The sequence below is a fragment of the Streptomyces sp. NPDC005004 genome (genome assembly GCF_053600675.1).
The window spans coordinates 102591-127132 of the sequence record NZ_JBSGAH010000017.1 but is presented as its reverse complement, the minus strand read 5'-3'; the positions used below and the strand labels follow the sequence as shown (position 1 = coordinate 127132).

Sequence of the window (24542 nt, the reverse complement as noted above, 5' to 3'; positions counted from 1 at the left end):
GGTTGATAGGCCAGATATGGAAGCCCGGTAACGGGTGGAGTTGACTGGTACTAATAGGCCGAGGGCTTGTCCTCAGTTGCTCGCGTCCACTGTGTAAGTTCTGAGGCAACGAACAGTTGCCGGTTCAGAGCTGAACTCACAAATAAAAAGTGTGCTTGTTCGCTCGAAACCATTAGGGTTTCGGTGGTCATAGCGTGAGGGAAACGCCCGGTTACATTCCGAACCCGGAAGCTAAGCCTCTCAGCGCCGATGGTACTGCAAGGGGGACCTTGTGGGAGAGTAGGACGCCGCCGAACAATCTTTGGAGGACCCCTGGTCCCAGCGTTCAGCTGGGACCAGGGGTCCTTTTGTTTTTACAATGCTTGTTGTACCTGAAGACAGGAGTCATCCGATGGCCACCAACTCTCCCGACGACCGACCGGAGCGGGACCAGCGGCGACGGGACAGTGGTGACCGCGGTGAACGCGGCGGCTACCGTGGTGCCCCGCGCCGGAGCGGCAACGACCGTGGCGGCGACCGCCCTTCGTACCCCCGCCGTGACGACGACCGTGGCGGCTACGGCCGGCGCGACGACCGTGACCGCGGTGACCGTGGCGGCTTCCGCCGTGACGACCGTGGTGACCGGGGTGGCGACCGCCCCTCCTACCCGCGTCGTGACGACAATCGTGGTGACCGTGGTGGTTTCCGTGGTCGTGACGACCGTGGTGGCGACCGTCCGTCGTACCCGCGCCGTGATGACGACCGTGGTGGTTTCCGCCGCGACGACCGCCGCGACGACCGTGGTGGTTTCCGTGGTCGTGACGAGCGCGGTGGCGACCGTCCGTCCTACCCCCGTCGTGACGACGACCGTGGTGGTTTCCGCCGCGACGACCGCCGCGACGACCGTGGTGGTTTCCGTGGTCGTGACGACCGTGGCGGCGACCGTCCGTCGTACCCGCGCCGTGACGACGACCGTGGTGGCTTCCGCCGCGACGACCGCCGTGACGACCGTCGCGATGGCGACCGTGGTGGCTTCCGTCGCGACGACCGTGGTGACCGGGGTGGCGACCGCCCCTCCTACCCCCGTCGTGACGACAACCGTGGTGACCGGGGTGGTTTCCGTGGTCGTGACGACCGCGGTGGCGACCGTCCGTCGTACCCGCGCCGTGACGACGACCGTGGTGGCTTCCGCCGCGACGACCGCCGTGACGACCGCCGCGATGGCGACCGTGGTGGCTTCCGCCGTGACGACCGTGGTGACCGGGGTGGCGACCGCCCCTCCTACCCCCGTCGTGACGATGACCGTGGTGGTTTCCGCCGCGACGACCGCCGCGACGACCGTGGTGGTTTCCGTGGTCGTGACGAGCGCGGTGGCGACCGTCCGTCCTACCCCCGTCGTGACGACGACCGTGGTGGCTTCCGCCGCGACGACCGTCGTGACGACCGCCGCGATGGCGACCGTGGCGGTTTCCGTCGCGACGACCGTGGTGACCGGCCGCGTGGTCCCCGTCGGGACGACCGTGGTGGCCGACCCGCCGGCGGTGGGTTCCGCGGGCGCGACGACCGGCGTGGTGGGGACGACCGGCGTGGTGGTTACCGGGGCCGGGACGACCGGGACCGGGACCGCGACCGGGAGCCGATCAAGCGGCTGCCGATCCCCGAGGACGTCACCGGTGACGAGATCGACAAGGACGTGCGTCAGGAGCTCCAGAGCCTGCCGAAGACGCTCGCCGAGGACGTCGCGCGCAACCTGGTGATGGTCGCCCGGCTCATCGACGAGGACCCCGAGGGCGCCTACGGCTACTCCCGGGTGGCCCTGCGTCTGGCGTCCCGTGTCGCCGCCGTCCGCGAGGCCGCCGGTTTCGCGGCGTACGCGAACCAGAAGTACGCCGAGGCCCTGGCCGAGTTCCGGGCCGCGCGGCGGATGACCGGCAACACGGACCTGTGGCCCGTGATGGCCGACTGCGAGCGCGGTCTGGGCCGTCCGGAGAAGACGCTGGACATGGCCGGTGCCCCCGAGGTGCAGAAGCTGGACAAGGCCGGTCAGGTCGAGATGCGGCTCGTCGCGGCCGGTGCCCGGCGTGACATGGACCAGCTCGACGCCGCCATCGTGACGCTTCAGAGCCCCGAGCTGGCCTCCAACTCGGTGCAGCCGTGGACCGCCCGTCTGCGGTACGCCTACGCCGACGCCCTGCTGGCCGCCGGCCGGGAGAGCGAGGCGCGCGAGTGGTTCGCCAAGGCCGTCGAGGCCGACCGCGACGGCAGCACCGACGCCTCCGACCGGCTCGCCGAGCTGGACGGCGTGGAGTTCGTCGACGCCCTCGCCGAGGACGAGACGGACGCCGAGGGCGAGGCTCGTGTCACCGTCACGGAGACCGTGACCGAGACCCCGGCCGCCAAGGACGAGGAGAAGTCCGCGGACGAGGACGAGGACTGACACGTCACGCCGTGGAGTGACCGCGGCACATGAGTGAGGGGCGGAACCCAGGTCGGGTTCCGCCCCTCACTCATGTCCGGGTCCGGGACCTCAGATGTCCAGCACCCGCAGCACCAGCCCCGATGCCGGTTTCGGGCCGAACGAGGTCGACTTGCGGGGCATCGTCACGCCCTGGCGGGCCAGTTCGCGGACGACGTCCTCGCGGACCGGGTGCAGCAGGACGGCCGTGCTGCCGTCGTGTTCCGCCTTGGCGACCGTGGCGGTCGCGTCGTGGATGTAGGCGATGTGGGCGGGGGAGTCCTCGGGGATGCGCCACACGTGGTCGAGAAGCGTGGCGTGCAGGACGGTGGCGTCCAGGGAGCGCCAGGCGGCGGGCTGGTCGGCCGGGACCGTGCGTGCCAGCAGCTCGGGGTCCGGCTTGTCCAGGAGGTGGAAGGCGCCGTCCCCGGCCAGCAGGAAGGCGTTGCCCTCGGCGGCCGCCTCCGCGAGTTCCGCGAGCGCCTCGGCCAGCGGCAGCTCCAGGCGCCGTACCCGGAACAGGTCCCGCACCGCCGTCAGCGCGTCCGCCACCCGCAGGCCGTGCAGCAGCCGGTGGATGGCGCGCACGCGCAGCGGATAGCGGACGGTGTCGACCAGCAGGACCAGACCGTGGTCCCAGGGGCTCGGCGAGGGGTGTTCCGCGCGGAGCAGCCGGTAGGTGGCCCAGCGGTGGTGGCCGTCGGCGATGAGAGCTTGGTGTCCGGCCAGGTCGGCGCGGACCAGGGTGAGGTCGTCGGGGTCGGTGACCGCCCAGAGGCGGTGGCGTACGCCGTCCTCGGTGGTGGTGGCGAGCAGCGGCGCGTGTGCGACCGTGCGCTCCACGACCTCGGCCGTGGCGCCGTTGCCGCGGTAGGTCAGGAGCAGGGGTTCCAGGTTGGCGCGGGTGGCGCGCATCAGGGCCGCGCGGTCGGCGACCACCGGGGGCATGACGTCCTCGTGCGGGAGGACCACGCCCTCTTCGGGTTCCGAGACGCGCAGGGCGCCGATGACGCCGCGCTGGACCAGGCCCTCGCCGTCGCGCTGTTCGTACACGTACAGCGCGGGCTCGGGATCGGCCCGCAGGACGCCCTCGGTGAGCCAGTGGCGCAGGGTGTCGGCCGCCTGGTCGTTGCGGACGGTGGGGGTTTCGGCCTGGGGGAGGATCAGCCGGACGATGTTGTGCGGGTCGGCGTCCTGGAGGTGGTGCAGGCCGTCGGGGCGCACGACCACGTCGTACGGCGGGGAGGTGACGGAGGCGAGACTGCCGACCCGTTCGGGGTCGTAACGAAGGCCCCGGAACGGTGTGAGTTCCAGGCCTCGGGGCGCCTTTGCTTCCGAGTGACCTGCGATGTTCATCCCGGCATCGTACGTGTGCGGGGGCTGTGGGGGATGATCGGGGGAAAGAGCGTCGAACGAGGAGCGATACCGCATGAGCCAGAGCGTCAGGACGAGGCCCGAGGGCAGTGGGCGGCCCCTGAGCGAGGCGTACGACACGGCGCTGCTCGATCTGGACGGGGTGGTGTATGCGGGCGGCGAGGCCATCGCGCACGCCGTGGACTCGCTCGCGGTCGCGCGGGAGGAGGGGATGCACCTCGCGTACGTCACCAACAACGCGCTGCGCACCCCGGACACCGTGGCGGGCCACCTCACCGAGCTGGGCATACCGACCGGGGCCGACGATGTGATCACCTCCGCGCAGGCGGTGGCACGGCTGATCAGCGAGCAGGTGCCCGCGGGGGCGAAGGTGCTGGTCATCGGCGGCGAAGGGCTGCGGGTGGCACTGCGTGAGCGCGGGCTGACGCCGGTGGAGTCGGCGGACGACGACCCGGCGGCCGTCGTGCAGGGCTACGGCGGTCCCGACCTGGCGTGGGGGCGGTTCGCGGAGGCGTCGTACGCGGTGGCGCGCGGGGTGCCGTGGTTCGCGTCCAACACCGATCTGACCATCCCGAGCGGGCGGGGCATCGCGCCGGGCAACGGCGCGGCCGTGGAGGTCGTCCGGATCGCGACCGGTGCCGAGCCGCAGGTCGCGGGCAAGCCGCTGCCCCCGATGCACAAGGAGACGATCCTGCGCACCGGTGCGAAGCGGCCGCTGGTGGTCGGGGACCGGCTGGACACCGACATCGAGGGCGCGTTCAACGGCGAGGTCGACTCGCTCCTCGTGCTGACCGGTGTCACCGACGGCGCCCTGCTGCTCGCCGCGCCCCCGCAGCACCGGCCGACCTATGTGGACGCCGACCTGCGCGGGCTGCTCACCGGGCAGCCGGAGGTCACGGAGGCGGGCGAGGGGTTCCGCTGCGGTGGCTGGACGGCGACGGCCGGGGCCGAGCGGCTGGAGCTGACGGGTGACGGCGAGACGCTGGACGGGCTGCGGGCGCTGTGCGCGGCGGCCTGGACGGCGGCCGGCGAGGGCGCCTGCACGCTGGACGGGGGCAAGGCGCTGGCCCGGCTGGGGCTCTGACCACGGCATATGCCCCCGAGCCGGGCTCGTGCCGGGTTCGTACGAGGGCCCGTACCGACCACTTGATCACATTGGAGGATAGGCTAACCTAACCTCGTGTTGGTCGAGAGTCCTCCGGAACCGCGCGCGGACATCAGCTCCGCGCCCCCGAAGCGACGCGCGGTACGGGCCCTCGGGCTCCTCCTCGCCGTCGTTCTCCTGGCCTTCGTCGCCCTGGCGAGCATCGCCATCGGCGCGAAGGCGCTGTCGCCGGACCAGGTCCTGCACGGCCTGTTCCACGACACGGGGACGTACGGCGACACCGTCGTGGGCGCCCGGATCTCGCGCACCCTCCTCGGTCTGCTGGCCGGGGCGGCGCTCGGCCTGTCCGGGGCGGTCCTCCAGGCGGTCACCCGCAATCCGCTGGCCGACCCCGGTCTGCTCGGCATCAACGCGGGTGCCTCCGCCGCCGTCGTCACGGCCATCACCTTCCTCGGCGTGACCTCGCTGACCGGCTATGTGTGGTTCGCGTTCGCCGGTGCGGCCGTGGTGGGCGCACTGGTGTGGTTCCTCGGCGGCAGCCGGGGCGCCACCCCGGTGCGGCTCGCGCTGGCCGGCACGGCGATCAGCGCCGCGCTGTACGGCTATCTCCAGGCGGTGATGATCTCCGACGACGCGGCGCTCGGCCGGATGCGGTTCTGGACGGTCGGCTCGCTGGACTCGGCCACCAGCGGGACCATCGTCCAGGTGCTGCCGTTCCTCGCGGTCGGCATGATCCTCGCGCTCGCGCTCGCCCGGCCGCTGAACGCCATGGAGATGGGCGACGACACCGCCCGAGCGCTCGGAGCCCACCTCCACCGCACCCGCGGCCTGGCCATGCTCGCCGCGACCGTGCTGTGCGGCGCCGCGACCGCCGCGTGCGGCCCGATCGTGTTCGTCGGTCTGATGGTCCCGCACGTGGTGCGTTCCTTCACCGGGCCCGACCTGCGCTGGATCCTGCCGTACGCCGCCGTGCTGTCGCCGGTGCTGCTGCTCGGCGCCGACATCGTCGGGCGGCTCGTCGTCCGCCCCGCGGAACTGCAGGTGGGCATCGTCACCGCGATCATCGGCGGCCCGCTGTTCATCATGCTCGTACGACGCCGGAGGACGGCCCAACTGTGAAGACGCACTCCCGGAGCCGTGCGGTACGCACCCCCGGCGGGCTCTCCGTGCGCGTGGACCCGCGCGGTCTGCTCGTCGTCCTGCTGCTGATCGTGGCCGTGCTCGTCGCGGGCGTGGCGCTGATCGGCACCGGCGACGCGAAGATCCCCGCGGCCGACGTGCTGCGGACGCTGGCCGGGAACGGCACCGCCTACCAGGACTTCATCGTCAACGAGCTGCGGCTGCCGCGGCTGCTCGTCGCCCTGCTGGTGGGCGCCTCGCTGGGTCTGGGCGGTGCCCTGTTCCAGTCGATCTCGCGCAACCCGCTGGGCAGCCCGGACGTGCTCGGCCTGTCCCAGGGCTCGACCGCGGGTGCCCTGGTCATGATCGTGCTGTTCTCCGGCAGCGCCACCGCCGTGACCGTCGGCGCGCTGGTCGGCGGTCTCGTCACGGGTGTCGCCATCTATCTGCTCGCCCGGAAGCAGGGCGTGCACGGCTACCGGCTCGTCCTGGTCGGCATCGGTGTCTCCGCGATCCTCACCGCCGTCAACGGCTATCTGATCACCAAGGCCGACATCGTGGACGCCGCCCGCGCGGTCGTCTGGATGACCGGCTCGCTCGACGGCAGGGACTGGTCCCAGGTCTGGCCACTGCTCGCCATGTGCGCGGTCCTCGTCCCGCTGGTCCTCGCCAACGGGCGGGGCCTGCGAATGACGGAGATGGGCGACGACGTGTCGTACGCGCTCGGGGTACGCGTACAGCGGGTGCGGCTCGTGCTGATGGTCTCCGCCGTCCTGCTCACCGCCGGTGCCACCGCCGCCGCCGGACCCGTCGGCTTCGTGGCGCTCACCGCGCCGCAGCTCGCCCGGCGGCTGACCCGCTCGCCCGGGCCCAACCTGGTGCCCTCCCTCTTCATGGGCGCCGCCCTGCTCGTCACCGCCGACTGGGCCTCGCAGCGCGTCTTCGGCGCCGACCAGCTGCCCGTCGGCGTGGTCACCGGCGTCCTCGGCGGCGCCTATCTGCTGTGGCTGCTGGTCACCGAGCGCCGGGCGGGCCGGATATGAGCGGCGCCCGGCACCCGGACGGCACGACGACGAACATCCCTAGGAGCACTGTGAACCGCCTGTCCGCCGAGAACGTCACCCTCGCCTACGAGCAGCGGGTCATCGCGGAGAAGCTGTCGGTGGAGATACCGGACAACTCCTTCACCGTGATCGTCGGCCCCAACGCGTGCGGCAAGTCCACGCTGCTGCGGGCGCTCTCGCGGATGCTGAAGCCCAGCGAGGGCCGGGTGCTGCTCGACGGCCAGGTCATCCAGTCCATGCCCGCCAAGAAGGTCGCCCGCACGCTCGGTCTGCTGCCCCAGTCCTCCATCGCGCCCGACGGCATCACCGTCGCCGACCTCGTGGCCCGGGGGCGCTACCCGCACCAGGGCATCCTGCGGCAGTGGTCCGCCGAGGACGAGCAGGTCGTCGCCGACTCCATGGCCCGCACCGGTGTGGCCGAGCTGGCGGAGCGGTACGTCGACGAGCTGTCCGGAGGTCAGCGCCAGCGCGTCTGGATCGCCATGGCGCTCGCGCAGCAGACCCCGCTGCTGCTCCTGGACGAGCCGACCACGTACCTCGACATCCAGCACCAGATCGACGTCCTCGACCTGTGCGCCGAGCTGCACGAGACCCAGGGCCGCACCCTGGTCGCCGTCCTGCACGACCTCAACCACGCCGCCCGTTACGCCACCCACCTCATCGCCCTGCGCGGCGGCGAGGTGATCGCGGAGGGCGCGCCCGGCGACATCGTCACCGCCGAGCTGGTCGAGAAGGTCTTCGGGCTGCGCTGCCAGGTCATCGACGACCCCGAGACCGGCACCCCGCTGGTGGTCCCGGCCGCGCGCAAGGCCCGCTCGGCGGCGGGGGCTACGGCGTCCTGAGCCGCGAGCCGGGTCTCACAGCAGCTTTCTCAGCCGGAACAGATCCAGCAGGCTCGCCTCCAGGCGCACCCGGCCCGAGCCCCAGGCGGTCGCGAAGTTCAGCTCGCCGTGCACCAGGGACACTAGGTCGTCGCCCGCCAGGGCGAGCCGGATCTGTGCCCGCTCGCCCGGCGGACCCGGCAGGGTCCGTTCCACCTCGATCCGGCCGCCCGTCATGCGGCCGGTGAAGGTGACGTCCAGGTCGGTGATGTGACAGCTCACCGAGCGGTCCAGGGCTGCGGCGGCGCGCATGTCGCCCTCGGCGCCCTGCATGTTGTCCGAAAGCTTCTCCAGTGCGGCGCGGCACTGCTCGATCGTGGCCATCGCGCACGACGGTACCCCAGTCGTTCGCGGTAGCGTCTGGGCATGAGCGAGTCCGCCGCCGAGCCGCAGGGCGCCACCGAGCACGACACCGGGTACGAACCCGAGGCGCCGGCCCCGCTGAACGTCCCCCGCGCCCCCACCGGCGACCCCGGCGTGGACGCCCGCCTGGCCCGGCTGGCCGACGCCGACCGCCTCACGACCGACGGACACCTCGCGGTGTACGAGGATGTACACGCGGGGCTGCGCGACGCGCTGGGCGCGCTCGACGCCCGGCCGGGGCCCCAGGTCCCCGCCGGACACCCCGCTGGACCCGCATCACCGTGAGAAGTCAGGAGCTGAACCGAACGTGGCTGGAGTCGCACGCCGCCGTCTGGACGCCGAGCTGGTCCGCAGGAAGCTGGCGCGCTCGCGCGAGCACGCGAGCCAGTTGATCGCCGCCGGGCGGGTCAGCGTCGGCAAGACCGTGGCGACCAAGCCGGCCACCCAGGTCGAGACGGCCGCCGCCATCGTGGTCCAGTCCGACGACGCCGACCCCGAGTACGTCTCCCGGGGCGGCCACAAGCTCGCCGGGGCCCTCGCCGCGTTCGTGCCCGAGGGGCTCGTCGTCGAGGGCCGACGCGCGCTGGACGCGGGCGCCTCCACCGGCGGCTTCACCGACGTGCTGCTGCGCGCGGGCGCCGCGCACGTCGTCGCCGTGGACGTCGGCTACGGGCAGCTCGCCTGGTCGCTGCAGAGCGATGAACGCGTCACCGTCAAGGACCGTACGAACGTACGTGAGTTGACGCTCGAGGCGATCGACGGGAAGCCTGTGGACCTGGTGGTGGGCGATCTGTCCTTCATTCCGCTGGGGCTGGTGCTGCCCGCCCTCAAGCGGTGCGTGACGCCGGACGCCGATCTGGTGATGATGGTCAAGCCGCAGTTCGAAGTGGGCAAGGAACGGCTGGGCAGCGGGGGAGTCGTACGGAGTCCGCAACTGCGGGCGGAGGCCGTGCGCGGGGTGGCCGAGAAGGCCTGGGAGCTGGGGCTCGGGGTGCGAGGAGTGACCGCGAGTCCGCTGCCGGGCCCCTCGGGCAATGTCGAGTACTTTCTCTGGCTGAGGTCCGGTGCACCCGAACTGGACCCGGCCGACGTCGATCGTGCAGTGGCGGAGGGGCCGCGTTGACACAGAACCGAGCGCGTACTGTTTTCCTGCTCGCCCACACCGGGCGCCCGGCTGCGATCCGCAGCGCGGAACTCGTGGTCAAGGGCCTGCTCTCGCACGGCATCGGGGTGCGGGTGCTGGAGGAGGAAGCGCGCGACCTGCCGCTGCCGGGCGAGGTCGAACTCGTCGGGGAGGCGACACCGCAGTCCCTGGACGGCTGCGAGCTGCTGATCGTCCTCGGCGGCGACGGCACCCTGCTGCGCGGCGCCGAGTTCGCCCGCGCCTCCGGGGTGCCGATGCTCGGCGTCAACCTCGGCAGCGTCGGCTTCCTCGCGGAGGCCGAGCGGGACGACCTGGACCGGGTCGTCGACCGGGTGGTGGCCCGCTCCTACGAGGTCGAAGAGCGCATGACCATCGACGTGGTCGTGCACCGCAACGGTGACATCGTGCACACCGACTGGGCGCTGAACGAGGCCGCCGTCCAGAAGGTCTCCGCCGAGAAGATGCTCGAAGTGGTGCTGGAGATCGACGGCCGCCCGGTCACCGCCTTCGGCTGCGACGGCATCGTGCTGTCCACGCCCACCGGGTCCACCGCCTACGCCTTCTCCGCCGGGGGACCGGTGGTCTGGCCCGAGGTGGAGGCGCTGCTCATGGTGCCGATCAGCGCCCACGCGCTGTTCGCCAAGCCGCTGGTCACCTCCCCGGACTCGGTGCTCGCCGTCGAGGTGCTGCCGCACGTCCCGCCGGGCGTGCTGTGGTGCGACGGGCGCCGCACCATCGAGCTGCCCCCCGGCGCCCGCGTGGAGGTCCGGCGCGGGGCCGTGCCGGTCCGGCTGGCCCGGCTGCACCACGCGTCCTTCACCGACCGTCTCGTGGCGAAGTTCGCCCTGCCCACCACGGGCTGGCGCGGGGCCCGGCAGGACCACACCACCGAGTGACATGGGCGGCCTGTGTGCGCATCCCGCCCCGGACCTCGTATGGTCTGTTCCGTGTTGGAGGAGATGCGCATACGGTCGCTCGGGGTCATCGACGACGCCGTGGTGGAGCTGTCGCCCGGGTTCACCGCTGTCACCGGTGAGACGGGTGCGGGCAAGACCATGGTCGTCACCAGCCTGGGGCTGCTGCTCGGCGGGCGCGCCGACCCGGCGTTGGTCCGGCTCGGCGCGGGCAAGGCGGTGGTGGAGGGGCGGATCGCCGTACCCGCCGGTGCCCCCGCCGTCGTACGTGCCGAGGAGGCAGGGGCCGAGCTGGACGACGGCGCCCTGCTGATCAGCCGCACCATCTCCGCCGAGGGCCGCTCCCGGGCGCACCTCGGCGGCCGCAGCGTCCCCGTCGGGCTGCTCGCCGAGCTGGCCGACGACCTGGTGGCCGTGCACGGCCAGACCGACCAGCAGGGCCTGCTCAAGGCGAACCGGCAGCGCGGCGCCCTCGACCGGTACGCGGGCGACGCCGTCGCGGTGCCCCTCGCCGCCTACACGGACGCCTACCGGCGGCTGCGCGCCGTGAGCGCCGAGCTGGACGAGATCGTCACCCGCGCCCGCGAGCGCGCCCAGGAAGCCGACCTGCTGCGCTTCGGCCTGGACGAGATCGCGGCCGTCGAGCCGCGCGCCGGGGAGGACGTGGAGCTGGCCGAGGAGGCCGAGCGGCTCGGGCACGCCGAGTCCCTGTCCTCCGCCGCGACCGCCGCGCACGCCGCCCTCGCCGGGAACCCCGAGGACCCCGAGGGCATCGACGCCGCCACGCTGATCGCCGGTGCCCACCGGGCGCTGGAGGCGGTCCGCTCGCACGATCCGGCGCTGGCCGCGCTCGCGGACCGCATCGGGGAGATCGGCATCCTCGCCGGGGACGTGGCGGGCGAGCTGGCCGGGTACGCCGACGACCTGGACGCCGACCCGCTGCGGCTGGCCGCCGTGGAGGAGCGCCGGGCCGCGCTGAACGCGCTGACCCGCAAGTACGGCGAGGACATCACCGCCGTGCTGGCCTGGGCCGAGCAGGGAGCCGCCCGGCTGACGGAGCTGGACGGCGACGACGAGCGGATCACCGAGCTGACCGCCGAACGCGACGCACTCGGCGCCGAACTGGGCGCGCTGGCCGAGCGGTTGACCAAGGCGCGCACCGAGGCCGCCGAGCGGTTCGCGGCCGCCGTCACCGCCGAGCTGGCCTCCCTCGCCATGCCGCACGCCCGGGTGTCCTTCGACATCCGGCAGACCGAGGACCCCGAGGGCGTCGAGGCGGGCGGCCGCACGGTCGCCTACGGCCCCTCCGGCGTGGACGAGGTCGAGCTGCTCCTCGCCCCGCACCCCGGCGCCCCGCCCCGGCCCATCGCCAAGGGCGCCTCCGGCGGTGAGCTGTCCCGTGTGATGCTCGCCGTGGAGGTCGTCTTCGCGGGCACCGACCCGGTGCCGACCTACCTCTTCGACGAGGTGGACGCCGGAGTCGGCGGCAAGGCGGCCGTCGAGATCGGCCGCCGGCTGGCCAAGCTCGCCCGCACCGCGCAGGTCGTCGTGGTCACCCACCTGCCCCAGGTCGCCGCCTTCGCCGACCGTCAGTTGCTGGTGGAGAAGACCAACGACGGCTCGGTCACCCGCTCCGGCGTCAAGGTCCTGGAGGGCGAGGAACGCGTCCGCGAACTCTCCCGGATGCTGGCGGGCCAGGAGGACTCCGAGGCGGCCCGGGCGCACGCGGAGGAACTGCTGGCGACGGCGCGCGGGGAGTCGTAGGCGGGTTCCCCTGCCCGGCGGGGCAGCTCAACTCCCTTCTACAGTGGCGGGATGACCACCAGAGCGACCACCTTCGCGACGGCCGCCCTCCTCACCCGGGGCGCCACCGCCGCCCTGCGTGCCCTCGCCCCGGGCGGCGCCGGCCGCTGGCGGCGGAAGAACCACGCGGGCCGGACCGTGGAGCTGTACTGCGGCCCGGGCTGTGCCGCCGCGACCGCCCTCGCCGCCGCGCGCGTCCACCCCGCCGCCGGGCTCGCGGTGTTCGCCGCCGGTGCCTGTGGGGCGTACGACGACGTCGCCGGGGCCGACGACCCGCGCCGGGGCTTCCGGGCCCACCTCGGCGCACTGCGCGAGGGCGACGTCACCTCCGGCGCCGTGAAGTTGTTCGGCATCACGGCCGCCGCACTCGTGGCGGGGGCGTTTCTCAAGCAGCGCCCGCTGGACCGGCTGCTGGCGGGCGTCGTGATCGCGGGAGCCGCGCACACCGTGAACCTCCTCGACGTACGCCCCGCCCGCGCCGCCTCGGCGGTGCTCGCGCTCGGGACGCCGGGGCTGCTGCGCTCCGGACCCGGCGGTGCGCTGGCGGCGGCCGCCACGGGCGCGGCGGCGGCCGTGCTGCCCGAGGACCTGGCGGAGCGCGCGATGATCGGGGACAGCGGCGCGCACGCCCTGGGCGCCGCGCTCGGGACCGCCGTGGTGGCGGCCAGCGGCCGCGCTGGACTGCTCGCGCACGCCGTCGCCGTCGTCGCCGCCACGGTGTACGGGGAACGGGTGAGCGAGTGGGCGCGGGCGCTCGGGTCCGCCGACAGCACGGTCCGGCCGGCTCACCCGCACGGGTGATATGCGCCTGTGTGTTGCCTCTCCCCGCCGGGACCCCCGCCGACCGGCGATTCCCGGAACGGCCTTGGCTCCTGGCATCCTTGAGGGAGAAAGCGGCCGGTGCGAAGGGGGCGCGGCAGCTCCTCGCGGCGCCGGCGACCGCTACCGTCTGTACGTCCCTTCGTGAATGCCCGCCGAATCAGGAGCCGGCCCCGTGAGCCCCGTGAGCAGCACCGCACCGCCCGGCCAGTCGCCGCTGCGCACCGTCCAGGTGCTCGGCGGAGGCAACGCGGGCAGCAGCGCGCATGTGCGCTCCCTGGCGGCGGGCCTGGTCGCGCGCGGGGTGCGGGTCACCGTGTGCGCACCGGCCGAGGCGGACCACGCCTACGACTTCAGCGGGACCGGAGCCGAGCACCTGCCCGTGCCGCGCAGCAGCGACCCGGCGGCCGTCGCCGCGCTGCGGGCGGCCTGCGCGGACGCCGACCTGGTCCACGCGCACGGCCTGCACGCCTCCTTCCGTACCGTGCTCGCGCTCGGCGGCCGGACCACCCCGCTGGTCGTCACCTGGCACAACCGGGCGCGTGCCGAGGGCGCCCGGGCGCATCTGCTGCGCTTGCTGGAGCGGCGCGTGATGCGCACCGCCACCGTCGTGCTCGGCACCAGCTCCGACCTCGTGGACCGGGCCCGCAGGACCGGGGCGCGCGACGCCCGGCTCGCCGCCGTGGGCCTGCCGGGCGGCCGGTACGGCGGCCGCGGCCCCGACCCCGAGCGGCCCGCCGACAAGGTGCGGGCCGAACTCGGCGCCACCGGACGCCCGTTGCTCGTCTCGGTCGCCTCTCTTGACCGGCACCGCGGGCACGAGACGCTGCTCGACGCGGCCCGCGCCTGGCGCGACCTCGACCCGCAGCCGCTGGTCGTCGTCGCGGGGGAGGGACCGCTGCGGCCGGAGTTGCAGCGCCGGATCGAGGCCGAGCACCTGCCGGTCCGGCTCCTCGGCTTCCGCGACGACGTGCCCGACCTGCTCGCCGCCGCCGATCTGGCGCTGCTGACCGGCCGTTGGGAGTCGCGCTCGGTGTTCGCGCAGGAGGCGCTGTACGCCCGGGTGCCGCTGGTGGCGACCGCCGTCGGCGGGGTACCGGACCTCGTGGGCGACGCGGCCCACCTCGTCCCCTACGGCGACGGACCCGCCCTCGCCGCCGCCGTCACCGATCTGCTCGCCGACGCCGAGCGGCGCGAGGGCTTGCGTGAACGGGGCGTCCAACAGGCTGCCACCTGGCCGACCGAGGACGAGACGGTCGCCCAAGTCCTCAGCGTCTACGACGAGTTGACCCTGCCGGTGCCGCTCGCCTGAGGTGTCCGCCCTACGCCACGTGTTCCCGGGCGCGCAGCGCGAGGCTCAACGCCAGTACCGTCTGCGGGTCGTCGAGGTCGGTGCCCAGCAACTCGCCTATCCGGGCGAGCCGGTTGTAGAGGGTCTGCCGGTTCAGATGCAGTTCGCGGGCGGTCTCCGCCTTGCAGCCCGCGTGGGCGAGGTAGGTCTCCAGGGTCGGCAGCAGCGGTGGCCGCGAGCGTGCGTCGTGTTCGAGGAGCGAGCCGAGCGCGCGGTCCACGAACGCCGCCAGGTCCGGGTGGTCGCGCAGCCGCCACAGCAGCAGGTCGATGTCGAGGCGCCGCGCGTCGTACCAGGGCCGGTCGGCCGGACCGCGCAGCGCCGCCGCCGCCTCGGCCGCGTGCCGCAGCGCCGCCGGTACGGCCGCCCAGTCGCCCGCCGCCCCGACCACCACCAGCGGCGGCGGACCGCCCGGGTGCAGCAGCCCGGCCCGTTCCACCCCGGTCCGCAGCGCGGCCGCCACCCGGTCCGCGACGGCGGCTCGCTCCGACTCGGTGCGCAGCCCCGCGAGCACCGGCACCCTGCCCTCCAACGGCCGCACCCCCAGCAGCACCGGCACCCCCACCGAGGCCAGCTCCTTCGCCACCGCCTGCGCCAGCACCGCCCACCCCGCGCCCGGGGCGACACAGTCCCCGAGCCGCATCACGACCGGCAGCAGCGGGCCCTCGCCGGGCCGGAAGCCCAGCACCCGGCCTTGCGCCGGGGCGTCCTCGGCGGCGATGCGCCCCTCGGCGAGATCGCTCAGGAAGTCGCCCCGGCCGCGTGCCGCCAGCTCCTCCTCCTGCCGGGCCTGCATCAGCACCACGGCGACGATCCCGGCCGCCCGCTCGGCCGCCATCCGGTGCACCGGGGTCAGCGGCCCGCACACCGGCAGCAGCACCAGGCGTGCCCGCGCCGAACCCGGACCGGGGCCGCCACCGGGCACGTCCACCAGCAGCGAACCGGCCGGGGGCGGCACGTCCCGCTGCTTGGCGCGCAGCCCCTCCCACACCTGCAGGGCGTCCGCGCCCTCGGGTCCCGTCCCGGCCGCGTACAGCAGCCGGCCGTCCGCCGTCTCCAGGAACACCGGATTGGCCGCGAAGTCCGCCAGGATGCCCAGCATCTGCGGCACCCCGCCCCCGCCGAGCAGCGCCTCGGTGCAGCGGCGGTGCACCTCCTCCGCCCGCTGGAGCAGCGCGTAGTGCCCGTTGACGATCTCGGTGTGGATCTCCTCGGTGACGGTCACGAACGCCACCTCGCGATGGAGCTGCACCAGCGGCAGCCCGGTCGCCCGAGCCGTGTCCACCAGGGCGGCGGGCAGCCGGGTGAAGCGCGGGCCCAGCTCCACCACCAGCGCGGCGATGCCCCGCTCGGCCAGCGTGCGGACGAACGCCCGCTGCTCCGCGGGGCGCGTGCCGAGACCGTACCCGGTGGTGAGCAGCAGCTCGCCGCCCTTGAGCAGCGAGGCGATGTTCGGCACCTCGCCCGCGTGCACCCAGCGCACCGTGCGCCCCAGGCGGTCGCCGCCCGCCAGGACCTCCGGCAGCCCGCCGCGCAGCCCCGGCAGTTCCAGGGCCCGCCGGACGGTGATCCCCGCGCCGCGCGGGGCGCCCCCGCTCTCCGTACCGCTGTCCATGCGCCGGACGCTACCCGCGCGGTCGCCGCTCCGACAGCCCCGGCCGTGGCGGCCGGGGACCGGCGCTCCGCTCCGGCGTGCCAACTCCGCTACAGCGGACGGATGTTGTGGTTGAAGCGGAAGACGTTGTCCGGATCGTAGGCCCGCTTCACCTTCTCCAGGCGCAGCAGGTTCTCCGCGCCGAGCCCGGCGCGGACCCGCTCCGCGCCCTCGTCGCCGATGAAGTTCAGGTAGACGTCGCCGGTGCTCCACGGCTTCACCGCCGTGCGGACCTCGCGCACCCAGTCGACGGCGCGGGTGTCGTCGGCGGGGGCCTCCCACGCGGCGAAGGGGTGCGCGACCCAGGCCGCGTCCCGGTACGGCACCGGGTACTCGTGCGAGCCGGCGGCGATCGCGCCGCCCTGCGGGAACAGGATGTGCTGGGTGGCGGTCGGCACGGGCTCGTTCCGGGCGAGGGCGCAGTACACCTCCACCAGCTCGTCCGGCATCCCGGTCAGATACTCGGCCGACCAGTAGTTCCGCAGCCCCGGCGGGTCGTCGATCATGCACTGCACGTCGGCGTACGGCACCTCGCCGACCAGACCGCCCTCGTACGGCAGCGCCAGCAGCGGCGCCGCCAGCTCGTGCAGGAGGTCGAGGGAGCCCGCGTGCGTGACCAGCACCGCGCAGACCAGTTGCCCCACCATCTGCTCGGGGACGAACTCGAAGGGCGGCCCGGTGAGGTAGATCGTGGCGCCGCTCAGCCCGTCGGGTCCCGCCTCGATCACGTCGCGGAACGTGCGGACCGCCTCGGGTCCGTCCTCCGGCGCGAACAGCAGCAGCGCGATCGAGAACTCGGGCAGCTCGTGCAGGCCCAGCGTGAGCGCGGTCGCCACGCCGAAATTGCCGCCACCGCCGTGCAGCGCCCAGAACAGCTCGGGGTTCTCCCGTGAACTCGCGCGCACCTTCTCGGCGTCGGCGGTCACCAGCTCCACCTCGCGGAGGTTGTCGACGGCGAGCCCGTGGATCCGGTCCAGCCAGCCGGTGCCACCGCCGAGCACGAACCCGCCGACTCCGGTGGTCGAGGCCCGGCCGCCCGTGGTGGCCAGACCGTACGGCTGGGTGGCCCGGTCCATGTGGCTCATGGTCGCCCCACCCCCGACCCGCACCTCACGGGCCTCCAGGTCGACGTCCACCTGGTGCATCCGGCGCAGATCCACCACCACCGCGCCGTCCCCCAGCGCCGTACCGGCCACACTGTGCCCGCCCCCGCGCACCGCGACCGGCAGATCCAGCTCCCGCGCGAACCGCACGGCCCGGATCACGTCGGCCACATCCGCGCACTGGGCGATCACCGCGGGCCGCCGGTCGACCATCGCGTTGTAGACGGCCCTGGCCTCGTCGTATCCCGCGTCCCCCGGCGCGAACACCTCTCCGGCCAGCTCCTCGCGCAGCACGGCCAACGCCGCACCCGCCTTCGAGAGGGAAGCCATGGCCGCCCCCTTCCGAGATCGGGGGCAGAATGCGCTCCCAGCCTAGGCTCGCGGGGCACGGCGGTCATCCGCACCCCACGCCACCCGGGTGGTCAGCCCCCGTACGCCCCGGACGCCGTCAGCCTCAGCGCCGTGTCGATCAGGGGCACATGGCTGAACGCCTGCGGGAAGTTGCCGACCTGGCGTTTCAGGCGGGAGTCCCACTCCTCGGCGAGGAGGCCGAGGTCGTTGCGGAGGGCGAGGAGCTTTTCGAAGAGCTTGCGTGCCTCGTCCACGCGGCCGATCATCGCGAGGTCGTCGGCCATCCAGAAGGAGCAGGCGAGGAAGGCGCCCTCGTCGCCGGGGAGGCCGTCGACGCCCGCGTCCTCGCCGTCGGTGGGGTAGCGCAGGATGAAGCCGTCCGGGGTGGACAGCTCGCGCTGGATCGCCTCGATGGTGCCGATGACGCGCTTGTCGTCCGGGGGCAGGAAGCCCATCTGGGGGATGAGCAGCAGGGAGGCGTCCAGCTCCTTGGAGCCGTAGTACTGCGTGAAGGTGTTGCGCTCCGGGTCGTATCCCTTCTCGCAGACCTCACGGTGGATCTCGTCGCGCAGTTCCTTCCAGCGCTCCAGCGGCCCCTCCGCGTCACCGGACTCGATCAGCTTGATCGTGCGGTCCACGGCGACCCAGGCCATCACCTTGGAGTGCACGAACTGCCGGCGCGGCCCGCGCACCTCCCAGATGCCCTCGTCCGGCTCCCGCCAGTGGTCCTCCAGATAGCGGATCAGCTTCATCTGGAGCACCGAGGCGTAGTCGTTGCGGGCGAGCCCCGTCATGTGGCCCAGGTGCAGCGCCTCGATGACCTCGCCGTACACGTCGAGCTGGAGCTGGTGCGCCGCGCCGTTGCCCACCCGGACCGGGGTCGAGTGCTCGTACCCCGGCAGCCAGTCCAGCTCGGCCTCGCCCAGCTCGCGCTCACCGGCGATGCCGTACATGATCTGCAGGTTCTCCGGGTCGCCCGCGACCGCCCGCAGCAGCCACTCGCGCCAGGCACGCGCCTCGTCGCGGTAGCCGGTGCGCAGCAGCGAGGACAGGGTGATCGCCGCGTCCCGCAGCCAGGTGTAGCGGTAGTCCCAGTTCCGCACGCCCCCGATGTCCTCGGGCAGCGAGGTCGTGGGCGCGGCGACGATGCCGCCGGTCGGGGCGTACGTCAGCGCCTTCAGGGTGATCAGCGAGCGGATCACGGCCTCCCGGTAGGGGCCGTGGTACGTGCACTGCTCGACCCACTCGCGCCAGAACTCCTCCGTCGCCTCCAGCGACTGCTCCGGCTCGGGCAGCGGCGGCGGCGACTTGTGCGAGGGCTGCCAGGAGATCGTGAACGCCACCCGCTCACCGGCGGAGACGGCGAAGTCGGAGTACGTCGTCAGGTCCTTGCCGTAGGTCTCGGCGTCCGTGTCGAACCACACCGAGTCCGGGCCCGCCACCGCCACCGTGCGGTTCTCGTGCTTGTGCACCCACGGCACCACCCGGCCGTAGGAGAACCGCATCCGCAGCTCCGAGCGCATCGGCACCCGGCCGCTGACGCCCTCCACGATCCGGATGAGCTGCGGGGCGCCGTCGCGCGGCGGCATGAAGTCGGTCACACGGACCGTGCCGCTCGGGGTGTCCCACTCCGATTCCAGGATCAGCGAGTCGCCGCGGTAGCCGCGCCGGGCGGCCTTGGGCGGCGGCGCGTCGGCCGCGTGCGCCGGGCCGAGCCGCCAGAAGCCGTGCTCCTCGGTGCCCAGCAGGCCGGCGAAGATGGCATGGGAGTCGAATCGGGGCAGGCACAGCCAGTCCACCGTGCCGTCCCGGCAGACCAGTGCGGCGGTCTGCATGTCTCCGATGAGTGCGTAGTCTTCGATGCGCCCGGCCACGTGCAACTCCAGTCGAACGGCCACGTCACCCCCGCGCGAGGGGGCTGTCGCTAGTGCGGTCAAGGGGTCGTTGTTGATGCGTCGTTGAGCGGTGAAGCAAAGCAGCCGTCCGAGCCCTGAGGCAAACGGCAGTCCCGCTCGACGAACTGCCGCGCTGTAGTTGTCTCCGGCGGGTGGTGCGGGCGGGGGTGTGCCGTCGTTCCGGCCGGGCTCGGCAGCGAGTGTCCGAGCAGGATACGACGCACGTAGATGATCCGCGCGCCGCTCCGGGCAACCCGTGTGAGCCGAACGAGTGAGCACCGGGTGAGAACCCCGTGACAGCCCGGGGACACCTCCCGCACTGGTCACAGCCGCGTGCCCGAGTCGTCGCGGAGCGTGCCCGGGCGCCATCCCCTCCGGGCGCTGATACCCTGGTAGCCCGTGGACCGGTGGGAGAAAAACCCCCGAACCGCAGCGACGGCGCCACCGCGAGGAAGACATGATCCTCCGGGCCGACGGCCGTTCCGCATCACAGACAGCGACCACGGGAGCCCCCTCTTGGCCATGCCGCCGAAATCTACGACGACCAAGCACATCTTCGTCACCGGGGGTGTCGCCTCCTCGCTCGGCAAGGGCCTCACCGCCTCGAGCCTCGGAATGCTGCTCAAGGCTCGCGGCCTGCGCGTCGTGATGCAGAAGCTCGACCCGTACCTGAACGTGGACCCGGGCACGATGAACCCCTTCCAGCACGGTGAGGTGTTCGTCACCAACGACGGCGCCGAGACCGACCTGGACATCGGCCACTACGAGCGCTTCCTCGACCGCGACCTCGACGGCTCCGCGAACGTCACCACCGGCCAGGTCTACTCCACCGTGATCGCCAAGGAGCGGCGCGGCGAGTACCTGGGCGACACCGTGCAGGTCATCCCGCACATCACCAACGAGATCAAGCACCGCATCCGGCGCATGGCCACCGACGAGGTGGACGTCGTCATCACCGAGGTCGGCGGCACCGTCGGCGACATCGAGTCGCTCCCGTTCCTGGAGACCGTCCGCCAGGTCCGCCACGAGGTCGGCCGGGACAACGTCTTCGTCGTCCACATCTCGCTGCTGCCCTACATCGGCCCCTCCGGCGAGCTGAAGACCAAGCCGACCCAGCACTCCGTCGCCGCGCTGCGCAACATCGGTATCCAGCCGGACGCCATCGTGCTGCGCTGCGACCGCGAGGTCCCCACCGCCATCAAGCGCAAGATCTCGCTGATGTGCGACGTGGACGAGGCCGCCGTCGTGGCCTGCCCCGACGCCCGCTCGATCTACGACATCCCGAAGGTCATCCACGGCGAGGGCCTGGACGCCTACGTCGTGCGCAAGCTCGACCTGCCCTTCCGCGACGTGGACTGGACGACCTGGGACGACCTGCTGGACCGCGTCCACAAGCCGGACCACGAGATCACCCTGGCCCTGGTCGGCAAGTACATCGACCTGCCCGACGCCTACCTCTCGGTCACCGAGGCGCTGCGCGCGGGCGGCTTCGCCAACAAGGCCCGCGTCAAGATCAAGTGGGTCACCTCGGACGACTGCAAGACCCCGGCCGGTGCCGCCGCCGCCCTCGGCGACGTGGACGGCATCTGCATCCCCGGCGGCTTCGGCGACCGCGGTGTGCTCGGCAAGGTCGGCGCGATCCGCTACGCCCGCGAGAACAAGATCCCGCTGCTCGGCCTCTGCCTGGGCCTGCAGTGCGTGGTGATCGAGGCCGCGCGCAACCTGGCGGACATCGCCGACGCCAACTCCACCGAGTTCGACCCGGCCACCGCCCACCCGGTCATCTCCACCATGGCCGAGCAGATGGACATCGTCGCCGGTGAGGGCGACATGGGCGGCACCATGCGGCTCGGCATGTACCCCGCCAAGCTGGCCGAGGGCTCCATCGTGCGCGAGGTCTACGACGGCAAGGAGTACGTCGAGGAGCGGCACCGTCACCGCTACGAGGTCAACAACTCCTACCGCGCCGAGCTGGAGAAGAAGGCCGGTGTCCTCTTCTCGGGCACCTCGCCCGACGGCAAGCTCGTCGAGTACGTCGAGTACCCGCGTGACGTCCACCCCTACCTGGTCGCCACGCAGGCGCACCCCGAGCTGCGCTCCCGGCCGACCCGGCCGCACCCGCTGTTCGCGGGCCTGGTGAAGGCTTCCGTCGAGCGCAAGACGGCGGGCAAGCCGAAGAACTCCAAGTAACACACCGATTGTTACGGTGACCGGGGTGCGAACCTTCAACAGGGACGCACCCCGGTTTTCTTTGCGCGACGGGAAGGACAGGGCATGACGATCAAGGACACCCCCGAGGAGTGGGAGGTCCGCGGCACCGCGACCCCCTTCAAGGGCAACAAGACTGCCGTCCGCACGGACGACGTGGTCATGCCCGACGGCTCGGTGGTCCGCCGCGACTACCAGGTCCACCCCGGCTCCGTCGCCGTCCTCGCCCTGGACGAGCGGGACCGGGTCCTGCTGATCAACCAGTACCGCCACCCGGTGCGCCACAAGCTCTGGGAGATCCCCGCCGGTCTGCTCGACGTGCCCGGCGAGAACCCGCTGCACGCCGCCCAGCGCGAGCTGTACGAGGAGGCGCACGTCAAGGCCGAGGACTGGCGCGTGCTCACCGACGTCTACACCACGCCGGGCGGCTGCGACGAGGCGGTGCGGATCTTCCTCGCCCGCGATCTCTCCGAAGCGGAGGGCGAGCGGTTCGAGACCGAGCACGAGGAGACGGACATGGAGTACGCGCGCGTGCCCGTGGACGAGCTGGTCCGGCTGATCCTCGCCGGCGACCTGCACAACAACTGCCTGGTCGTGGGCGTCCTCTCACTGGTCGCCGCGCGCGGCGGGGAGGGCCTGGACGCGCTGCGCCCGGCCGACGCGCCGTGGCCCGCGCGGCCCTTCAGCGCCTGACGAGGCAGGTGACGGTATTGGTGTGACCATCGCTTGATCCGATCGGGGGATGTCACCGCCCCGCTCCCACGGGAAGGTCGCAGAGCGTGAACTAGGCTCTGGAATCGCCCGTACCGGAAGAACCGGCGGGCTTTGCGCGTGCGGTGGGACGGGAGCGTGACCCGTGACGGATCAGGCGGTGGACCAGGACGATGTGCGGCCGGCGGAGCCTCCAGCCGCACCGGCCTCATTCCTGGGACGCACACGGGAGTTGAAAGAGCTGCGCGCCGACATCGAGCGCGCGGGCCTGGACACCCTCGCCGGCCGAAAGGCCCCCCGCGCACGGGTGCTCCTCATCGCCGGACGCCCCGGCTCCGGCCGCACCGCTCTCGCCGGGGAACTCGTCCGGCAGCTCGCTCCCCGTTACCCCGACGGCGTCCTGCGTGCCCGGCTCGCCGACCCCGACGGCACTCCCGTACCGGTCGAGCGCACCGCCCGCGACCTGCTCACCGCCCTCGGCGTGCCCGCCCCCGCCGGAGCGCCCGAGGACGTGCTCACGGAGGCGCTGCGCACCGCCCTCACCGGCCGCCGCGTACTGCTCCTGCTGGACGACGCGACCGGCGCCGAACAGGTCGACGCCCTGCTCCCGGACGCCCCGGACTGCCTGGTCGTCGCCGTCTCCGGGGGCCCGCTGACCGGCATTCCCGGGGTCCGCCCCTGCACCCTGGGCGGCCTCGACACCAAGTCGGCCGTCGAGCTCCTCACCCGCTGGGCCGGGTCGGTGCGCGTCACCGTCGACCCGCGCTCCGCCGAGAACCTGGCCGAGATCTGCCAGGGACAGCCCGCCGCGCTCACCCTCGCCGGCGGCTGGCTCGCCTCGCGCCCCCAGGCCGGGATCTCCGACCTCGCCAAACGGATGCACGCCGACACCGACGACGGCGGCGACAGCCCCCCGCTCACCCGCGTTCTCCGGCTCGTGCACGACCGGCTGCCCGTCGCCTCCGCCCGGCTGCTGCGGCTGCTCTCCCAGGCCCCGGCCGGGACCGTCGACCCCCACACCGCCTCCGCCCTGGCCGGCTGCTCGCCCGCCCGCGCCCGCGCCGTCCTGGACGACCTCACCGCCCTCGGCCTGCTGCACGCCGCCGACGCCCCGCTGCCCGAGTACGAGGTGCCCGGCTGTCTGCACCCCCTGCTGCGCGCCCTCGCCGAGAAGGAGGAGCGCCCGGCGGAACTCCAGTTGGCCCGCGCCCGCGTCCTGGAGCGCGACGTACGGCTGCTCCAGTCCTGCCGCGCCGCCGCCGATACCGGCAGTCCGCAGGCCCGCGAGAAGCTGCGCTCGCTGCCCCCCGCGCTGCGCTTCGCGAGCCCCGAGGCCGCCGCCGAGTGGCTCACCGTCCGCCGCCCCGCCCTGCTGGCCGCCGCCCGGCTCGCCGTGGCCGACGGCGACCTCGACACCCTCGCCCGCCGTCTGATGTCCCAGCTCGTGCGCGCCATGGTCGCCCACTTCGGCACCCAGGCCGCCGCGGCCGACCTCTACGGCATCCACGGTCTCGTCCTCGACGTGGCCGAGCGGCGCGGCCTGCCCCGCGAGAAGGCCGCCGCCCTGCTCAACCTCGGCGACCTCGACGCCCAGACCGGCCGTGTCCGCGACGCGCTCGCCCGCTACCGGGCCGCCCTGGACGCCGGACGCGCGGCGAACGACCCCTACGCCACCGGCCGCGCGATGGAATCCGTCGGCGGCGCCCACCAGGAGCTGGGCGACCACGACCGGGCCGCCGACTGGTTCGGCCGCGCGCTCGCCGACCGGCTCGCCCGGGACGAACGCGCCCACGCCGCCCGGCTCTACGGCCGCATCGCCACCGCCCACACCTACGCGGGCCGTTACGGCGAGGCACTGCGCAACTGGCGCTCCGCGGCGGCCGGTTACCGCAGGGAGGGCGACACCGTCGCCTATGCCCGGGCGCTCAGCGAGACCGCCCGCGTCCAGGAGTACGCCGGGCGCCCCGAGGAATCGCTGCGCACCTGCCGCGAGGCCGCCGAGTGGGCACGACGCGCCGAGGACAGCCGGCTCCAGGCCGCGCTCCAGCTGCGCATGGCCGACACCCTGGACCGTCTCGGCGACCCCACCGCCGCCCGCCTGCACCGCGCCGCCGCGGAGCGCATCCTGGGGAAGGAGGGCCCGGCGCGGGACCCGGAGCCGGACCCCACGGGGGCGATCGGTCCGGAACCCCTCGCCAATGCCTGCGAAATCCGTAGTCCCTCCGCTGAAGATTGATGCAATGAAAGGC

General features: G+C 73.2%; 19 protein-coding genes, 1 rRNA gene and 1 pseudogene. 16 read left to right on the top strand and 5 right to left on the bottom strand.

The window, feature by feature from the left end:
- The first annotated feature begins 179 nt into the window (after positions 1–179).
- The 3 genes and pseudogenes from rrf to ACWEEU_RS23810 all read left to right on the top strand — a co-directional run bounded on the left by rrf (position 180) and on the right by ACWEEU_RS23810 (position 2416).
- Positions 180–296: ribosomal RNA gene (gene rrf, locus ACWEEU_RS23820) — 5S ribosomal RNA — on the top strand.
- A gap of 545 nt (positions 297–841) precedes the next feature.
- Positions 842–1426: pseudogene (locus ACWEEU_RS23815) on the top strand (hypothetical protein); the annotation flags it as partial.
- 246 nt (positions 1427–1672) lie between these two features.
- Positions 1673–2416 carry a hypothetical protein gene (locus tag ACWEEU_RS23810; protein WP_451734827.1) on the top strand — a complete coding sequence of 248 codons (744 nt, stop codon included), beginning with the start codon at positions 1673–1675 and terminating at the stop codon, positions 2414–2416.
- A gap of 90 nt (positions 2417–2506) precedes the next feature.
- Here the strand turns inward: ACWEEU_RS23810 and ACWEEU_RS23805 are convergent, their stop codons facing one another.
- On the bottom strand, positions 2507–3790 hold the full coding sequence (locus ACWEEU_RS23805; RefSeq protein ID WP_451734815.1) for a DUF1015 domain-containing protein: 1284 nt from the start codon (positions 3788–3790) through the stop codon (positions 2507–2509).
- 73 nt (positions 3791–3863) lie between these two features.
- Between ACWEEU_RS23805 and ACWEEU_RS23800 the strand changes: the two genes are divergently transcribed.
- The 4 genes from ACWEEU_RS23800 (at position 3864) to ACWEEU_RS23785 (ending at position 7938) form a co-directional block, all read left to right on the top strand.
- Positions 3864–4892, top strand: a complete 1029-nt coding sequence (locus tag ACWEEU_RS23800; protein ID WP_451734813.1) for an HAD hydrolase-like protein — start codon at positions 3864–3866, stop codon at positions 4890–4892.
- Positions 4893–4988: 96 nt separating this feature from the next.
- The gene (locus tag ACWEEU_RS23795) at positions 4989–6032 is read left to right on the top strand and encodes a FecCD family ABC transporter permease (RefSeq protein WP_451734812.1); all 1044 of its coding nucleotides are present in this window, start codon (positions 4989–4991) and stop codon (positions 6030–6032) included.
- Positions 6029–7075, top strand: a complete 1047-nt coding sequence (locus ACWEEU_RS23790) for a FecCD family ABC transporter permease (RefSeq protein ID WP_451734810.1) — start codon at positions 6029–6031, stop codon at positions 7073–7075. Before ACWEEU_RS23795 ends, ACWEEU_RS23790 begins: the two co-directional genes overlap by 4 nt.
- Positions 7072–7938 carry an ABC transporter ATP-binding protein gene (locus ACWEEU_RS23785; RefSeq protein WP_385747099.1) on the top strand — a complete coding sequence of 289 codons (867 nt, stop codon included), beginning with the start codon at positions 7072–7074 and terminating at the stop codon, positions 7936–7938. The genes ACWEEU_RS23790 and ACWEEU_RS23785 overlap by 4 nt, the downstream gene beginning before the upstream one ends.
- A 15-nt stretch (positions 7939–7953) precedes the next feature.
- On the opposite strand, the gene ACWEEU_RS23780 is transcribed toward ACWEEU_RS23785, so the two are convergent.
- On the bottom strand, positions 7954–8301 hold the full coding sequence (locus ACWEEU_RS23780) for a sterol-binding protein (protein ID WP_451734808.1): 348 nt from the start codon (positions 8299–8301) through the stop codon (positions 7954–7956).
- A 42-nt stretch (positions 8302–8343) separates the two neighbouring features.
- On the opposite strand from ACWEEU_RS23780, the gene ACWEEU_RS23775 reads away from it, so the two are divergent.
- From ACWEEU_RS23775 to ACWEEU_RS23750, 6 genes are all read left to right on the top strand, one after another.
- Positions 8344–8625: a hypothetical protein gene (locus tag ACWEEU_RS23775; protein WP_385747095.1), complete on the top strand. Its 282-nt coding sequence runs from the start codon at positions 8344–8346 to the stop codon at positions 8623–8625.
- Positions 8626–8647: 22 nt separating this feature from the next.
- The gene (locus ACWEEU_RS23770) at positions 8648–9463 is read left to right on the top strand and encodes a TlyA family RNA methyltransferase (RefSeq protein ID WP_385747093.1); all 816 of its coding nucleotides are present in this window, start codon (positions 8648–8650) and stop codon (positions 9461–9463) included.
- Positions 9460–10380, top strand: coding sequence for an NAD kinase (locus tag ACWEEU_RS23765; protein WP_356103937.1), 921 nt, complete (start codon positions 9460–9462; stop codon positions 10378–10380). Before ACWEEU_RS23770 ends, ACWEEU_RS23765 begins: the two co-directional genes overlap by 4 nt.
- A gap of 39 nt (positions 10381–10419) precedes the next feature.
- Positions 10420–12162: a DNA repair protein RecN gene (recN, locus tag ACWEEU_RS23760; RefSeq protein WP_451734805.1), complete on the top strand. Its 1743-nt coding sequence runs from the start codon at positions 10420–10422 to the stop codon at positions 12160–12162.
- Between the two features lie 51 nt (positions 12163–12213).
- Positions 12214–13002, top strand: coding sequence for a hypothetical protein (locus ACWEEU_RS23755; RefSeq protein WP_385747089.1), 789 nt, complete (start codon positions 12214–12216; stop codon positions 13000–13002).
- A gap of 193 nt (positions 13003–13195) precedes the next feature.
- The gene (locus tag ACWEEU_RS23750) at positions 13196–14332 is read left to right on the top strand and encodes a glycosyltransferase family 4 protein (RefSeq protein ID WP_451734803.1); all 1137 of its coding nucleotides are present in this window, start codon (positions 13196–13198) and stop codon (positions 14330–14332) included.
- A gap of 10 nt (positions 14333–14342) precedes the next feature.
- Here ACWEEU_RS23750 and ACWEEU_RS23745 read toward each other — a convergent pair whose 3' ends face one another.
- From ACWEEU_RS23745 to ACWEEU_RS23735, 3 genes are all read right to left on the bottom strand, one after another.
- A complete protein-coding gene (locus ACWEEU_RS23745) occupies positions 14343–15986 on the bottom strand; it encodes a PucR family transcriptional regulator (RefSeq protein ID WP_451734801.1) in 1644 nt (547 codons plus the stop codon).
- An 89-nt stretch (positions 15987–16075) separates the two neighbouring features.
- Positions 16076–17458, bottom strand: coding sequence for an FAD-binding protein (locus tag ACWEEU_RS23740; protein WP_451734799.1), 1383 nt, complete (start codon positions 17456–17458; stop codon positions 16076–16078).
- A gap of 92 nt (positions 17459–17550) precedes the next feature.
- The gene (locus ACWEEU_RS23735; RefSeq protein WP_451734825.1) at positions 17551–19353 is read right to left on the bottom strand and encodes a glycoside hydrolase family 15 protein; all 1803 of its coding nucleotides are present in this window, start codon (positions 19351–19353) and stop codon (positions 17551–17553) included.
- Between the two features lie 543 nt (positions 19354–19896).
- Between ACWEEU_RS23735 and ACWEEU_RS23730 the strand changes: the two genes are divergently transcribed.
- From ACWEEU_RS23730 to ACWEEU_RS23720, 3 genes are all read left to right on the top strand, one after another.
- Complete coding sequence (locus ACWEEU_RS23730) at positions 19897–21564, top strand: CTP synthase (RefSeq protein ID WP_199586100.1); 1668 nt, start codon at positions 19897–19899, stop codon at positions 21562–21564.
- Positions 21565–21648: 84 nt separating this feature from the next.
- Positions 21649–22275: an NUDIX domain-containing protein gene (locus ACWEEU_RS23725; protein ID WP_451734797.1), complete on the top strand. Its 627-nt coding sequence runs from the start codon at positions 21649–21651 to the stop codon at positions 22273–22275.
- A 163-nt stretch (positions 22276–22438) separates the two neighbouring features.
- Entirely contained in the window at positions 22439–24529 is a 2091-nt protein-coding gene (locus ACWEEU_RS23720) for a tetratricopeptide repeat protein (RefSeq protein WP_451734795.1), read from the top strand.
- The last annotated feature ends 13 nt before the right edge of the window (positions 24530–24542 follow it).